The following is a 13,573-nucleotide window of genomic DNA, read 5'->3' on the forward strand; positions in this document are numbered from 1 at the left end:
ATCAGATGGATGAAAGACCAAGATCATAAAATTAGCCGTAAAGTGGTTGATTTTGCAATAGAAAACAAAGTTTCGGTCATTCGCTTAGAAAAACTGTCAAATATCCGAAACACGGCAAGAACAAGCCGTAAAAACGAAAAGAACCGACATACATGGTCATTTTACCGGTTAGCATTATTTATTGAGTACAAAGCAAAACTAAGAGGTATAGCAGTAGAATATGTAGATCCAAAATATACGAGTCAAACTTGTCCCATATGTTGAAATCGCAACCATGTAAAAGACAGAAACTATCAATGCTCATGTGGTTTTAAAACCCACCGAGACCGGGTAGCAGGAATGAACATCATCCATGCACCTGTGATAGATGGAGTAGCGTAAGCAAAAGTCTATCAGCCTATACTGCTATATGCACTGGTATGGGAAAGGTACTGGCATACCCTTAACTTGGGAGCTGTCTAAAGCAGAAATGAATTGAGGACGCATAGCTACCCGAGAATCCTACGCATTTATGCGTGTGGAGTGTCAACACAAAGTTAAGACAGAAAGTTTCTGTTATCTCGAATTGACAAGTAGCTTTATTACAAAAAAAAGCTGCTAAAAGCAGCTCAAACATAAATTATTTATCTTTTTTATAAACAAGCCTATAGTATTCATTTAAAGCTTTGTCTAATTCTTGACTTTTTTTAAGGATTTTTTCACTATCGAAATCATTGACTTCACCTAATTCATATAACTCCATACGAAGAGCTTCAATGGTCTCTTTCAGTTTTTCAATTTCACTCATAAAATCTCCCTCTTCACTATTAGGTGGAAATAAGTTTCAATTATACAAAACTATCTTATCAAAATATTATATAAAATAAAACAGGTCGTTCTAAAAAAGAACGACCTGTTTTATAACATTATTTAAATGTAGCCAATTAAATTACTGAATATCTACGATTGCAGTACCTTCGTCAAATTCTTCTTCGTCAAATTCTTCTCCTCCACAACCGATCAAAGCTGTTAAACTCAACACTACAACTGCACCTAAAATTAATACCTTCTTCATAATTATCCGCCTCCTTTTTTTATGTTTGACTACATTTTATATGGAAAATTAAATATTCAAATAAATAAAATTTAACTATTTTGTAAATTCAATCGCTCATTTGCAATTTTACAATAATCATTAGATAAATCTATCCCAAAATATCTACGATTACAACTTTTAGCTACAACAGCTGTTGTACCACTACCGATAAATGGATCTAATATTACATCTTCTTGATAACTAAACAATTTAAGTACTCTACGTGCTAACTCTTCAGGAAAGATAGAGGGATGATTAAAATATTGCATATTTCTTTCGGGAGCTATTGACCATTTACCATAGACCCATTCTTTAAATTCATCTGCTGTAATATCGATCTTTTCTTTATCCCCATTTTTTTTCATTGAACCTTTACAAAATACCTCTAAAAACTCCCAGCTATATTTAAAATAAGGATTAGATGGGCTTTTCCAACTCCCCCATGCTGTATACTTACAGTTATAATTATTCTTTTCCCAAAGTATTTCAGCCTTCCAAATAAGTTTGTTTTCTATAAAAAAATTACTGATAAAATGATGGATAGGTATATAATCAGAAAAAAGTGGTTGCACATTAACTACTATCCTGCCACCATACTTCACAACACGTATACATTCTTTAAAAATTCGAAACAACTTATCAAAATACTCAGTCCAGTTTAAATAATCCTTATGATTATCATATTCAAGACCAAAATTATAAGGTGGAGAAGTAAACACTAAATCAATACAATTATCTGGAAGTTGTTTTAAAACTTTTTCACTATCATCACATATAATTTGATTTTCAAACTCACTAGGAAAATGATTATTAGTTTTAGAAAACTGATTATCTTTTGCATAATAAAATTTTCCTCGAGATTTTTCTTTATCTTTTCTATCTTTTACTTTTCGTTCACCTGAGTACCCTGTAAACCATCGCTTATTTTCTTTTATACCATAACTTTTTATATCTAAAATTTTTTTAAGTAAAGTTTTCAAAAAACTATTTTTATTATAGTCTAAAACTAATTTTCGTAATTTATCTATATCAACTTTATTTACTTGAACTAGTAAGCGATTTTTTTCTTCTATAATAGTAATATCATTATTAGAAAAATTCTCAGATAGTACCTGTATCCCAATCATTTCATTTTCAGTTAGTTTATCAAAGGAAAGTTCTAGTACTCTGTTTTCACTAGTATTTGCCATGACTTACCACTCCAATCTGTTAATTATTAAAAAGCAGGGATCTTTTATTTTATGGAGAATTACATATAATGGCTTTTATAGGTATTATATTCCAAAGGAGAGTTGGTTATTATGACCATAAAAAAGTATCCATGGATTGTAGTTCTTTCTACATTACTAATTTTAATAGTATTATTATCTAATACTATCTTAACTCTTCTAGGTAGTGTGTTATTAGAAAAAGAATCTCCTAAAAATGCAGATTATATTGTTGTTTTACAGGGTAGTATTCCAGATAGAATGATTCATGGAGTGAATTTATACAAAGAAGGATATGCAGATACCATTTTAATGGTAGAAAGTAGAAGTTTTTCTAACTATGATTTAATAGAAAAACATGATTTAAACATCTCCTCAAGTGCTGATATAAATAAAGAAATTGCACTACAGATGGGAGCTTTTGAGGATGATCTCATAAAACTTTCAGGTAAAGCAGCTAGTACCAGACAGGAAGCAAAAATAATAAATAATCATTTAGAAGATACAAAAAACAAAACTATATTATTAGTAACTTCAGAGTTTCATTCCAATAGAGCTAAATTAATATTTCAAGATGTTTTTGAACATCTTGAAGTAGTATCTACTCCTACTCCTTATGATCCATTCTGTACTGATACTTGGTGGAAAGATAGAAGACAAACGAGAAACTTTCTCATGGAATATTTAAAATTAATAAATTTTTATACCTTTAATATTTAGCTCATGTATAATATGTCACTATAGTTTAAAAATAAAAAGGACTAATCAAAAAAGGGGATCTAAATATGAGAGATAAAACTACTGCTAGTTTTATCAGTGGTTTAATAGCAAGCGTTTTTATGAATATAATAGACTGGACGGCATTTCTTTTGGGGTATCATAAAGAAAGACTTCTAGACTGGGCAGCTATTATTGTATATGGATATCTTCCCACATCTATAGCCCATACAGTTCTTGCACAACTAGGGCAATTATTTTTCTCTAGTTTTTTAGGAATAATATATTATTTATTTCTAGCTAAACTCTCAGATGAAAATCACATCTTAAAAGGTTGGATATTCGCTATCATAACTTGGTTTGGATTATACGGAATTTCTATCTCAGTAGGATTACCAGAACTTAAAGCACACACCTTTAATACAACCTTTTCACATTTTATATCTGCATCTATTTATGGAGTAACTTTAGCTCATACATTTAAAAAAATCACTAGATAAAAATACAGTTCTCAAAAAAGAGAACTGTATTTTTTAATTATTGAAAACAGTCTGTCTTTTAATTTCTTTACCATAATTATTTACAAAGTTACGTAAACTTTCAAAGTCAGGATGAGATTTTAAACCACCATAAGATATATCAGCTGCCATAAGCCCTGGTAGACTGTTTACTTCTACAAGAATAGGCCCGGATTCAGTTATCCCAATATCCCATCCAACTAAAGTAGCAGGAAAAAGTGTAATACTATCATTTATTAACTGTAATGTTTTATTAAAGTAGGGAATTTTAAAATTATTAAAAGTGGTTTTAGTATCAGGATGATAGCTATACTTATATCCACCATGATGTAAATGACTATAACCAAACTGGGTTAGCTTCTTGTTTTCAATATCAATTGGTACAAACATTCCCCCAAGACTAGCATTGTCTACTTTACTATTATTAGCACCAAATCTCATTAAACCAGCCATTATACTTAATTTATCATTATTATAAAATGTAATTATTCTAATAGTATTTAAGCTATTAGGATAAATCTCATTAACTTTTGAATGCTGTTTTATTTCTGCTTCATAAATATAATGATTAAGATCAGAAAGTTTTAACTTGTCTATATTATCTTCTGAAAGACTAAAACAACCTGTACCACCTTTACCTCTAAATGGTTTACAAAAAATACTACCGTGCTTTTTTATAGCCTTTCTTAAAAGTTCTCTCATCTCAGTTTTAGAAACTTTTGTGATTTCTTGTTGGTTGTTAATAAAATTTTCTTTCCCAATAGTCCAGCCCACTAGTTGTGGTGTATTTAGTGATAATTTTTGGGTATATAAATGAAACAATAATTTATCACTTGCTATTCTATCTACAAAATCCGGAGTACTTCTATAACAATTTTTCATAATTATTCCTTCATTTTTAAAACTTAAATAGTTATTGATATTAGCTACATTTTTTCTATACAAAAACTTAGTAAAGTAATGAACAGGTAAAGTTTTGTCTTTTATTAATAATTGACTCATCTCTTTAAGTATTAAAAACCAATCTTTTCTCTCATCATCCTTTATAAGATTTAACATTCGTGACTTTACATTTGAAAGTTTCAGGAATATCACCCTCTCACTTTTAATTACTTCTAATAACTTGTTTACTTATCTGCTTAATATTATTCCATGGACCAAGACTTAAATATTTAAAAGATAAAAATAGAAAACTCATATAACTAACCCCACCTAATAAAATCATGAAAACTAAACCGCCTATGCTCTCAAACTCTATTAGATAATCTACTGATATTAATATTAAAACCATGACGATAGCTGAAACTAACGGAGAATATATTAGTCTTATATATTCTCTAAAAGTACCATTTATAAACTTTGTTAAAAGATTTAAAAGTGGGACTATAGAAACAGTTAAAGCTAAAGTTGATGCAATTGCAGCACCTTCTAACCCCCATATACTTGTAAATGGAAAGATTATAATAATTAAAACTAACAAACGCCATTTATTTAAAGTAAAGTTAGCTTTTGGACTTTTAACTGCATAAAAAACGGGTGTTCCTGATTCACTTATAGTCCGTAATACCCCCATAACTGCAAGGATTTGAAATGCACCTGTCATACCAAGCCACTCACTTCCCAAAACAATCTCGATCCCTAAAGGAGCTAAGACTATCATTCCTCCAGCAATCGGAAGTGAAAAGGTTAATATCAGTTCTAATGTTTTTTTATATGCTTTTCTTAACCTTTCCCTATCATGTTGAATCTTAGAATAACTTGGAAAAGCAACTCTTAAAACTGCATGTGTTATTTCAGATGCTGTAATATTAGACATCTGAAAAGCCATCTGAAACAAAGCAAGAGATGTTGCTCCTAGTATTCTTCCAACAGCTAAATCATCGATATATAAACTTAAAAAAATTATAATCCCAGATAATAATTTCCATTTTCCGAAATCAAATAACTCTTTTGCCTTAGTTTTTGAAAATTCAAGAGTAGGTTTAAATGGTACCATCTTATAAGATACAACACTTCTTATAAGATCTCCTGATAATATTCCAAAGACTAACGCCCATGCATTTTGTAATATCAAAGCAGCTATAATTGATATCACAAAATCTCCAATAGTACCACTTAACATATAGACAAACTTTTTTCGAAATTTTAATTCACGTTCAAAATATACAATCCTAATGCTTTTTAAACCTTTAAACACTTCTGATAAAGCTAGTACCCTTAAAATTGGCACAGCTAGTGGTTCATCAAAAAAAATAGCAGCAGTAGGAGCTATAGAAAATAATAATAGTGCTAGTACTACACCACGAACCACTTCTACAATCCAAGCAGTATTTAGATAATTTTCGATACCATCTTGTCTTTGAATTAATGCTCTATCAAAACCAGTTTTAGTAAAAGCTTCAGATGCTGACATCATCAAAAGAGCAATACCAAATATACCAAAATCATTAGGTGCTAAGATTCGTGCCAAAATCACTTTACGAAGTACTCCAAAAAGTTTGTTCGCTAGTCTAAGACCAAACATCCACATACCACTTTTAATGGTTTTATTAGTTAAATTATCCTTTTTTTCATATCCTACTGTCATTTGATCCAACCCTTTTCTTTTAAATTACCATCTCTAATAGTTTGGATCGTATCTGAGTATAAAATTCATAATCCCTTAAGTCAATGTCGCATAATAGTCGATATGTCTCATAATCTCGGTCAAGAGTCTTTTTATAGAGCTTTGTAAAGAAAATGTAAAAAGGCGATCTACTTGTTTTAAACAAGCAAATCGCCTTAAATTACTTTTAGTATTCTTCATCTTCTCCTCTTACATATTTATTCTTTTCTTGTACAAGTACAGATGTTAACGCAATTAAAGCAACTAAGTTAGGTGCTGCCATCAACCCATTCATTGTATCAGCAAAGTCCCAAACCGCTTCTAATGCTCCAACTGCACCTAAAATTATCAATCCTACAAAAACAACACGATACGGAATTCTCACTTTACTGCCAAAAATATATTCCCAACTTTTTTCTCCATAAAAAGACCATGTGACCATAGTTGTGTAAGCAAAGACCATGATAGAAATAGTAATAAAATAACCTCCTGGTCCTGGTAAACCTTTATCAAATGCTGTTGCTGTCAATGCCGCAGCATTTTCTCCTGTTTCTAAAGCTCCTGTAACTAAAATCGTAAGTGCTGTCATAGTTCCTACTAAAATAGTATCTATAAACACTTCCCAAATACCCCACATTCCTTGTTTTGCTGGGGAGTTACTTGCTTGTGCGTGTACTATAGAAGCTGCACCTAATCCTGCTTCATTAGAAAATACTCCACGAGCCACTCCAAATCTAATTGCCTCTCTTACAACAGCACCTCCAAACCCTCCTGCTGCAGATGCAGGATTAAAAGCATGGTGAAATACACTTCCTATAGCACCCGGAATCTCTTCAATATGTAAGACTAATATTACTAAAGCTCCTCCAATATAAATTACTGTCATTAATGGAACTAATATTTCAGCAACTTGAGCAATTCGTTTTATTCCACCTAATATAACTAAACCGACTAATGCTGCAGCTACTAATCCTGTAGCCAAACTAGGTATTGCAAAATCACTAGATAACTGTTCGGCAACAGTGTTAGATTGGACCATATTACCGATACCAAAAGCTGCAAATCCAGCAAATAACGAGTATATAGTTGCTAACCACTTCCAATTACCACCTAAACCGTTCTGTATATAATACATTACTCCACCTGCGATATCTTCACCATTTCGTTCACGAAATTTAACTGCCAAAGCTGCCTCTCCAAATTTTGTCGCCATTCCTACTAGGGCTGTCATCCACATCCAAAATAGTGCCCCTGGCCCTCCTAGGTGAAGGGCTGTAGCGATTCCTGCAATGTTACCAATCCCTATCGTTGCAGCCATCGCTGAAGAAATCGCTTGAAACCCAGAAATGGCACCACCTTCTTCAGATTCAGTTTTCTTAATACGACTCAAAATTGTTTCTTTCCATGATGCTCCAAAATGCGTAAACTGAAAAAAACCTAACCTTATTGTAAGATATAAACCGGTACCAGCTAACAAGGTAAGAAATATTGGTCCCCAAACTAGTTCATTAAGCCATTCATTAAAAGCTAACACCATATCCCCTATTTCATATAGTATATCCACTGTTTAGACCCTCCTAATAGTCTTTTACATTATCTAGGGGTTCTTTTGGTTATTATTCCAATCTAATTAAAAAAATACAAATTTAGTTATTAGAAATTTCTTCTTTTATATAAACTGTCTTTTATAAACGATTGCATTTTCAGTAGACATATTAAAAGACAAATACTCCATTACCAATAGCCGACCTAGATATAGAACATCAACTCTTTGATATCCCATTATAATTGAGCCTATAGCTACTCATAAAACACCAATTGTATAAACTTTTTTTTAGGGCCAACACTATCACAAAGAATACCTATGAAAGTTTAATAACATAAAAAACTATCTAGTTATCCGGATAGAATTTTACCTTTTATGATGGTTTTTTCTACCCCTAATTTATCATTTAAAACTACTGCATCAGCTCGTTTACCTTTTTCTAAGCTTCCTCTTTGTTTATCTAAACCTAATATTTTAGCTGGTGTTAGACTAATAGTTTTAATAGCTTCATAAAGGGGACAATCAGTAATTTCAATAAAGTTTTTTAAAGCTCTAGGTAAAGTCACAATACTACCTGCAAGGTTACCATTTTCAGTTAGTGCTTTACCATTTTTAATAGTTATCCTTAACCCTCCTAAATCGTAGTCACCTTCACTAAGACAAGAAGCTCTTATTGAATCTGATACTAATGCAATATTATCTACACCCTTTAACTCGAGAACCATATTTACAATCCCGGGATGTAAGTGATATCCATCTAAAATAAGCTCTAAAGTAATATCTGGATGCATCAATAGTCCTAAAGCTGCACCTGGTTTTCTATGATGAATCCCACTCATACCATTGAATAAATGTGTTCCATGAGATAAACCTTTTTTTGATGCATTTATAATATCTTCAAAGCTAGCATTTGTATGTGCAGCTGAAATAGTTATATTCTTTTTTGTTGCCCACTCAATAACTTCATAATTTGTATCCTTTTCAGGTGCCATTGAAATAATCTTTAATTGATCTTGTAACTTCTCTTTTAGTTCTTTTATAATTTCTACTTTGGGAGAAATTATATGTTCTCTATTTTGGGCTCCCCTTTTATCTGGATTAACAAAAGGACCTTCAAGATGTACGCCTAATAAATTAGTCTCATTATTTTCCATATATTCACTAATTACCTTAGAGACTTGTTTTAAATCTTGAAGGGGTGCAGTTAGAGTTGTAGCTAAAAAACCAGTTACTCCATTTTGTAAATGAAATTGTGATATTTTATCAATAGCTTTAACATTTCCATCCATTACATCATATCCATGTCCGCCATGGGTATGTATATCTATAAAACCTGGGGCTAGATATTTCCTTTGTAAATCTATTTCGTTAGAAAAACTATCCTTTTTATTATCAACACCAATATTTTTAATATAACCATTTTCATCTACTATTAAATACCCCGGGTTTATTACATCGCTTTCAGTTATAATCTTTGCATTTCTAAATATTAATGACATAAAAAACCTCCATTAAATTAACATATCAATGAAGTGGATGATATTAAAACTTAATTTTCCCGGGTACTACCTGGGATTAGATATCTTTAAGGCCTTTATTTTTAAATGATTACAGGTTTATCACCCATTTTCCAAAACATTCTTATATACTTTATATTGTTCTTCTTTAGTTGGAAGTTCTTCTCCATCAATATCAATTACTGTATCTACATCGACTAGGTTTCCAATGTTACCTACTACCTCTATTAACTCACCATCAAAAGTTTTAGCATTAAGATCTTTATATTCACTTAAAGTTTCTATGCTTTGCTCATACTTTTCCAATTTTTGTTTCTTTATAATTTAGTATTTGCTTTATTTTAACTGCTATAACACTTCTAGTAAAACAAAAAAATAGGGCTGACTAAAGTCAGCTCTACTCAAAGGTGCCCTTGACTAATAATTGTTTATCTTTTATTAATACCTTCCCTTTAGAAATAACAGTATCTATTTCCAATGAATTGTTATCTAATAATACAAGATCCCCTGCTTTTCCTTTGTCTATCTCACCTTTATTCTCTAAACCGAATGCTTTAGCTGGGTTTTTAGTAATTACAGAAAGTGCTTTTTCAAATGGCACTTTTTCATCTAAAACTGCTTCTTTTACTTCTCTAAAGAGTGAAGAAACACCGCCTACTTTAAGACCTAAGTAATTACCGTTTTCATCAAAGTTTGGAAGACTACCCTGACCATCAGATGAAAATGTAATATTATCAAAGGATAGCTCATTTTCATGGAAATAACGAAGTGCTTTAGAACATTTAACCTCACCACTTTCAAGAAACTTTTTTACAGTACTAGTAGTTAAATCTAAAAAGCCACCTTTTTTTATAAACTCTAACCCTTCTTCGAATATTTCTCCTGTTCTATTTCCATGGGTAACTACAAAATGAAAAGCCGGGATCTCTGTTTCATCTATTAATTGGTTTATATCTTTAAATAGTCTTTTACCATCACCCATATGAACATTAATAACACCTTTTTTACCTGATAACATAGAACCTACTCTTACTTCAGCTGCTAATTTTTTAAGCTCAGAAAGTGTGGGTAAAAAAGCTCTATGATCTGATACAGCTATCTCACCAACTCCTAAAACTTCTGGTATAAGAACTATATCGTCTTGTACATCACCAGTTAGTGTAGTAATAGGTACACGATAAGAACCAGATAATATATATGCTGTTAAACCCTCTTCTGTTAGTGATCTTGCTTTTGCAATTAAATCTTTCATACTTCTAGTTGTTCCATCGGTCCCTAAACAACCAATAACAGTTGTGATTCCAGCAGTTGTTAAATCAGAAAAGTTTATTTCCGGTGTTCTAGTAGAAAAACCACCTTCTCCTCCACCACCAGTTATATGAACATGGCCATCTAAAAAACCAGGAACAACATATTTATCAGTAGCATCAATCTTTTGTAAAGCATCACTCTGTACATTTATATTATCAGAGATATCTTGAATTTTATCTTGTGTAATCAGTACATCTTTTTTACCTAGGTAATTTGGTGAATATAACTCACCACCATATACTAGAGTCAGCATTAGAATTCCCCTTTCTCATTCATTAGTTAAAACCTATTAAAGCTGACACCATGATTACTATTGAAGCAACTATAAATAGTATTACCTGAAGTTTAATTATAAATTTTAGCCATTGACTCCAATCTAACTTTGCTACACCTAAAACTCCCATTAATGAAGCCGATGTTGGTACAATCATATTACTTAACCCATCACCTAATTGGTAAGCTAAAACTGCAACCTGACGCGTAACACCTACTAAATCAGCTAATGGTGCCATTAACGGCATAACGAGAGCTGCTTGTCCTGAACCTGATACCACAAAAAAGTTAAATACTGATTGGAACAAATACATAAACCAAGCAGATATAGCTGAAGGTAGACTACCAATAACTCCTCCAACCCAGTTTAAGACTGTATTTAAAACTGTTGCACTTTCAGGATCAGTTCCACCAAGTACTAATATAATACCTTGTGCCATCCCTACTACTAAAGCTGCACCTACTAAATCTTGTGCACCACCTTTAAAAGCTTTTGCTATATCGTTTACAGTCATATTGTTTAATTTAAAAATAACTCCGATGATTCCAGAGACTAGACCCATGGTAAAAAATTGAGTAGCTATTTCAGGAATGTAATATGCATGGTTAACAACTCCCCAAATTACCCATACTATCCCTGAGGCTATTGTTAGTAAAACTAGACCATGACCTAAGGTGAATTTTTGGTTACCTTTAGTATCTTTTGCTTTATCAGCTGAATCTTTATGATTAATTTTATCACTTTCGAATGCAATTGATTTTGTTGGATCTTCTTTAATTTTTTTAGCGTAAGAATATGTGTAACCTATTCCAATAGCTGTAAAAATGACCCATAGACCCATACGAAACATTGCACCTGAATATACAGGTATCTCAGCAACACCTTGCGCAATAGCTACACCAAATGGATTCATCCAAGAAGTTGCAAATCCTATTTGTGTTGCTACATATGTGATACAAATTCCCACAATCGAATCATAACCCATGGCTATTACAATAGGTATAACTATCATTGCAAAAGCCATGGCTTCTTCGCTCATTCCAAATATGGCTCCACCTAAAGAAAATAAGAAAAATAAAACAGGAATTAGTAATACTTCTCTACCACGGGTTTTTTCAATCATAGTCAAGATACCCGCATCTACAGCGCCGGTCTTTAGAATTATTCCAAAAGAACCACCAATAACTAAGATAAATGCAATAACCCCTACTGCGGCTCCCCATTTGTCTCCTGCAACTGTTCCTTCAAAAACATAGTTTAGAAATCCTACTCCTCCAAAAGGTTCAAATAATGAAATTCCTTCTCTTACTACTTCACCTTCATTATCAGTAACATAACTAAACGAATCTGGATCAATAACAGTTCTAGTATCATCAAGTTCTTCCACTGTTACCTCATCAGTTTCAAAAGAACCTACAGGTACTAAAAAAGTCATTATAGATGCTAAAATTACTACAAAGAAAATAATTACATAAGTATCTGGTGCCTTAAACTTTGGTTTTGACATACGTACCCACCCTCCCTAAAAAATAATTTATAAAAGCAAGATCCACTACCAACAAAGAAATTTTTTGAATATTTTTTAAAGTGACTGGTAAAAAGGGGTAAATTTCATTAAGTCAAAGATAACATAAAAAAACATGGTTGCTTTGTTGAACCAAACCACCAAGTAACCAACTTCAATTCAACCTAATTTTTCTAAATAAAGAAGTTCTTTTCGATGCTGTAAAGCCTTTTTCATATGCTTCGAAAGATTTTTTGAAGTTTGTACTTCGTCCTTCATTGCTACCTACCTCCTGAAATTTGAATATTACTTTGAAAGATTATCTTGCATTATTGACTTGATATTGCATCAAGAAGGGGTTTATCCAGCTTAAGGAAAATATAGTTAAGACAAGATAGAGTAAAGAATGATCGTTGCCACCGACAGCTGCGATTCTTTTCCCTGCAAAATACTGCCAAAGAATATAGTAAATGCCAAAGGTTATGATGGTTAGAAAAATATGCCCTAATCCACCAAAGCCTTCTCCCGTACTGCTTTTTAAATCCGATTGAAACGCTATATACCAGTAAACTGAATAAAAACCAAAAGTGATAAGTGTTAATAGGATCATCATCCCAATTGATCTTTTTTTCATAGTTCATCTCCTTCTTTCTTTTTTTCGTAGTTTTCAAGCATACTTGAAGCACCCTCTTTCACTACTTTTTTATCATATACTTTATTTACTTCCGGAGTTTAATTTAACTCAGTGATGATTTCTATTCGTTTTTTTTCCATTGGAAAACCCATCCTTACCGTAGTCCCTTCCTTTGGTTTTGGTTAGTCCCAATTTATCACATAATTTCTTACTGAGATAAAGGCCCATACCTGTGGCACTGCCAAAGCGTCTGCCATTTTCTCCTGTAAATCCATTGTCTCGAACTCCAAGTACTATACGGTTTGCTTTTTCCTCGGCAAAAACACAAATCGCCCGCCCTCTTTGGCGCCATATTTTATGGCATTTACCACAATTTGATTAATGACATTCCACCCATTTTTCATCACTGTAAAGGATTTTATCCACATCTTTCATATCCAAGGTATTTTTTTTGCGATAAAATCTATAGAATTACTTTTAATTACCGATGTAATAGGGATTTTAAAGAAAAAGCTTTAATCAAATAATCTTCACTTACACTATTACTTCTGACATTGTAAAGGGCTTGTTGAACATAGCCTTCAATTTCCCTCAATTTTTTTCGTGGTGGTGTTTCGTTGGGTTTCGATAATTAACTTTGTAGAGGCAATCGGTGTTTTAATCT

The 13,573-nt window shown here is 32.1% G+C and carries 13 protein-coding genes and 1 pseudogene; 3 read left to right on the forward strand and 11 right to left on the reverse strand.

Annotated features, from left to right (window positions below; genetic code table 11):
* Nucleotides 1-3: 3 nt before the first annotated feature.
* Nucleotides 4-381: pseudogene (locus tag CDO51_RS00790) on the forward strand (RNA-guided endonuclease TnpB family protein); the annotation flags it as partial.
* 238 nt (nt 382-619) lie between these two features.
* Here CDO51_RS00790 and CDO51_RS00795 read toward each other — a convergent pair.
* From CDO51_RS00795 to CDO51_RS00800, 3 genes are all read right to left on the reverse strand, one after another.
* Complete coding sequence (locus CDO51_RS00795) at nt 620-787, reverse strand: aspartyl-phosphate phosphatase Spo0E family protein (RefSeq protein ID WP_089022397.1); 168 nt, start codon at nt 785-787, stop codon at nt 620-622.
* Between the two features lie 141 nt (nt 788-928).
* Nucleotides 929-1,054, reverse strand: a complete 126-nt coding sequence (locus CDO51_RS14870; protein WP_276206978.1) for a hypothetical protein — start codon at nt 1,052-1,054, stop codon at nt 929-931.
* A gap of 71 nt (nt 1,055-1,125) precedes the next feature.
* Complete coding sequence (locus CDO51_RS00800) at nt 1,126-2,265, reverse strand: DNA-methyltransferase (RefSeq protein WP_089022398.1); 1,140 nt, start codon at nt 2,263-2,265, stop codon at nt 1,126-1,128.
* Between the two features lie 111 nt (nt 2,266-2,376).
* Here CDO51_RS00800 and CDO51_RS00805 point away from each other — a divergent pair, with 111 nt between their 5' ends.
* Both CDO51_RS00805 and CDO51_RS00810 read left to right on the forward strand, forming a co-directional pair.
* Nucleotides 2,377-3,003: a YdcF family protein gene (locus CDO51_RS00805; RefSeq protein WP_089022399.1), complete on the forward strand. Its 627-nt coding sequence runs from the start codon at nt 2,377-2,379 to the stop codon at nt 3,001-3,003.
* Between the two features lie 65 nt (nt 3,004-3,068).
* Entirely contained in the window at nt 3,069-3,500 is a 432-nt protein-coding gene (locus tag CDO51_RS00810) for a DUF6789 family protein (protein WP_089022400.1), read from the forward strand.
* 33 nt (nt 3,501-3,533) lie between these two features.
* On the opposite strand, the gene CDO51_RS00815 is transcribed toward CDO51_RS00810, so the two are convergent.
* The 8 genes from CDO51_RS00815 to CDO51_RS00850 all read right to left on the reverse strand — a co-directional run bounded on the left by CDO51_RS00815 (nt 3,534) and on the right by CDO51_RS00850 (nt 12,909).
* Nucleotides 3,534-4,577, reverse strand: a complete 1,044-nt coding sequence (locus CDO51_RS00815) for a sugar-transfer associated ATP-grasp domain-containing protein (protein ID WP_089022401.1) — start codon at nt 4,575-4,577, stop codon at nt 3,534-3,536.
* Between the two features lie 46 nt (nt 4,578-4,623).
* Nucleotides 4,624-6,105: a lipopolysaccharide biosynthesis protein gene (locus tag CDO51_RS00820; RefSeq protein ID WP_089022402.1), complete on the reverse strand. Its 1,482-nt coding sequence runs from the start codon at nt 6,103-6,105 to the stop codon at nt 4,624-4,626.
* Nucleotides 6,106-6,310: 205 nt separating this feature from the next.
* On the reverse strand, nt 6,311-7,660 hold the full coding sequence (locus tag CDO51_RS00825; protein WP_205842046.1) for an alanine/glycine:cation symporter family protein: 1,350 nt from the start codon (nt 7,658-7,660) through the stop codon (nt 6,311-6,313).
* Between the two features lie 359 nt (nt 7,661-8,019).
* Nucleotides 8,020-9,168, reverse strand: a complete 1,149-nt coding sequence (nagA, locus tag CDO51_RS00830; protein ID WP_089022403.1) for an N-acetylglucosamine-6-phosphate deacetylase — start codon at nt 9,166-9,168, stop codon at nt 8,020-8,022.
* A 120-nt stretch (nt 9,169-9,288) separates the two neighbouring features.
* Nucleotides 9,289-9,492 (reverse strand): hypothetical protein, encoded by a 204-nt coding sequence (locus CDO51_RS00835; protein WP_089022404.1) that lies wholly within the window; start codon nt 9,490-9,492, stop codon nt 9,289-9,291.
* Nucleotides 9,493-9,583: 91 nt separating this feature from the next.
* Nucleotides 9,584-10,750 (reverse strand): beta-aspartyl-peptidase, encoded by a 1,167-nt coding sequence (gene iadA / locus CDO51_RS00840; protein ID WP_089022405.1) that lies wholly within the window; start codon nt 10,748-10,750, stop codon nt 9,584-9,586.
* 22 nt (nt 10,751-10,772) lie between these two features.
* Nucleotides 10,773-12,278 carry a putative basic amino acid antiporter YfcC gene (gene yfcC / locus CDO51_RS00845; RefSeq protein WP_089022406.1) on the reverse strand — a complete coding sequence of 502 codons (1,506 nt, stop codon included), beginning with the start codon at nt 12,276-12,278 and terminating at the stop codon, nt 10,773-10,775.
* A gap of 316 nt (nt 12,279-12,594) precedes the next feature.
* Complete coding sequence (locus tag CDO51_RS00850; protein ID WP_089022407.1) at nt 12,595-12,909, reverse strand: DUF4234 domain-containing protein; 315 nt, start codon at nt 12,907-12,909, stop codon at nt 12,595-12,597.
* Nucleotides 12,910-13,573 lie beyond the last annotated feature (664 nt).

The organism is Natranaerobius trueperi, assembly GCF_002216005.1.
GTDB classification, from domain to species: Bacteria; Bacillota; Natranaerobiia; order Natranaerobiales; family Natranaerobiaceae; genus Natranaerobius_A; species Natranaerobius_A trueperi.

What these genes read in the sequence shown, in the direction of transcription:
- CDO51_RS00795 (WP_089022397.1), bottom strand. Translation starts at nt 787, where the DNA reads ATGAGTGAAATTGAAAAACTGAAAGAGACCATTGAAGCTCTTCGTATG.
- CDO51_RS14870 (WP_276206978.1), bottom strand. Translation starts at nt 1,054, where the DNA reads ATGAAGAAGGTATTAATTTTAGGTGCAGTTGTAGTGTTGAGTTTAACA.
- CDO51_RS00800 (WP_089022398.1), bottom strand. Translation starts at nt 2,265, where the DNA reads ATGGCAAATACTAGTGAAAACAGAGTACTAGAACTTTCCTTTGATAAA.
- CDO51_RS00805 (WP_089022399.1), top strand. Translation starts at nt 2,377, where the DNA reads ATGACCATAAAAAAGTATCCATGGATTGTAGTTCTTTCTACATTACTA.
- CDO51_RS00810 (WP_089022400.1), top strand. Translation starts at nt 3,069, where the DNA reads ATGAGAGATAAAACTACTGCTAGTTTTATCAGTGGTTTAATAGCAAGC.
- CDO51_RS00815 (WP_089022401.1), bottom strand. Translation starts at nt 4,577, where the DNA reads ATGTTAAATCTTATAAAGGATGATGAGAGAAAAGATTGGTTTTTAATA.
- CDO51_RS00820 (WP_089022402.1), bottom strand. Translation starts at nt 6,105, where the DNA reads ATGACAGTAGGATATGAAAAAAAGGATAATTTAACTAATAAAACCATT.
- CDO51_RS00825 (WP_205842046.1), bottom strand. Translation starts at nt 7,660, where the DNA reads ATGGTGTTAGCTTTTAATGAATGGCTTAATGAACTAGTTTGGGGACCA.
- nagA (WP_089022403.1), bottom strand. Translation starts at nt 9,168, where the DNA reads ATGTCATTAATATTTAGAAATGCAAAGATTATAACTGAAAGCGATGTA.
- iadA (WP_089022405.1), bottom strand. Translation starts at nt 10,750, where the DNA reads ATGCTGACTCTAGTATATGGTGGTGAGTTATATTCACCAAATTACCTA.
- yfcC (WP_089022406.1), bottom strand. Translation starts at nt 12,278, where the DNA reads ATGTCAAAACCAAAGTTTAAGGCACCAGATACTTATGTAATTATTTTC.
- CDO51_RS00850 (WP_089022407.1), bottom strand. Translation starts at nt 12,909, where the DNA reads ATGAAAAAAAGATCAATTGGGATGATGATCCTATTAACACTTATCACT.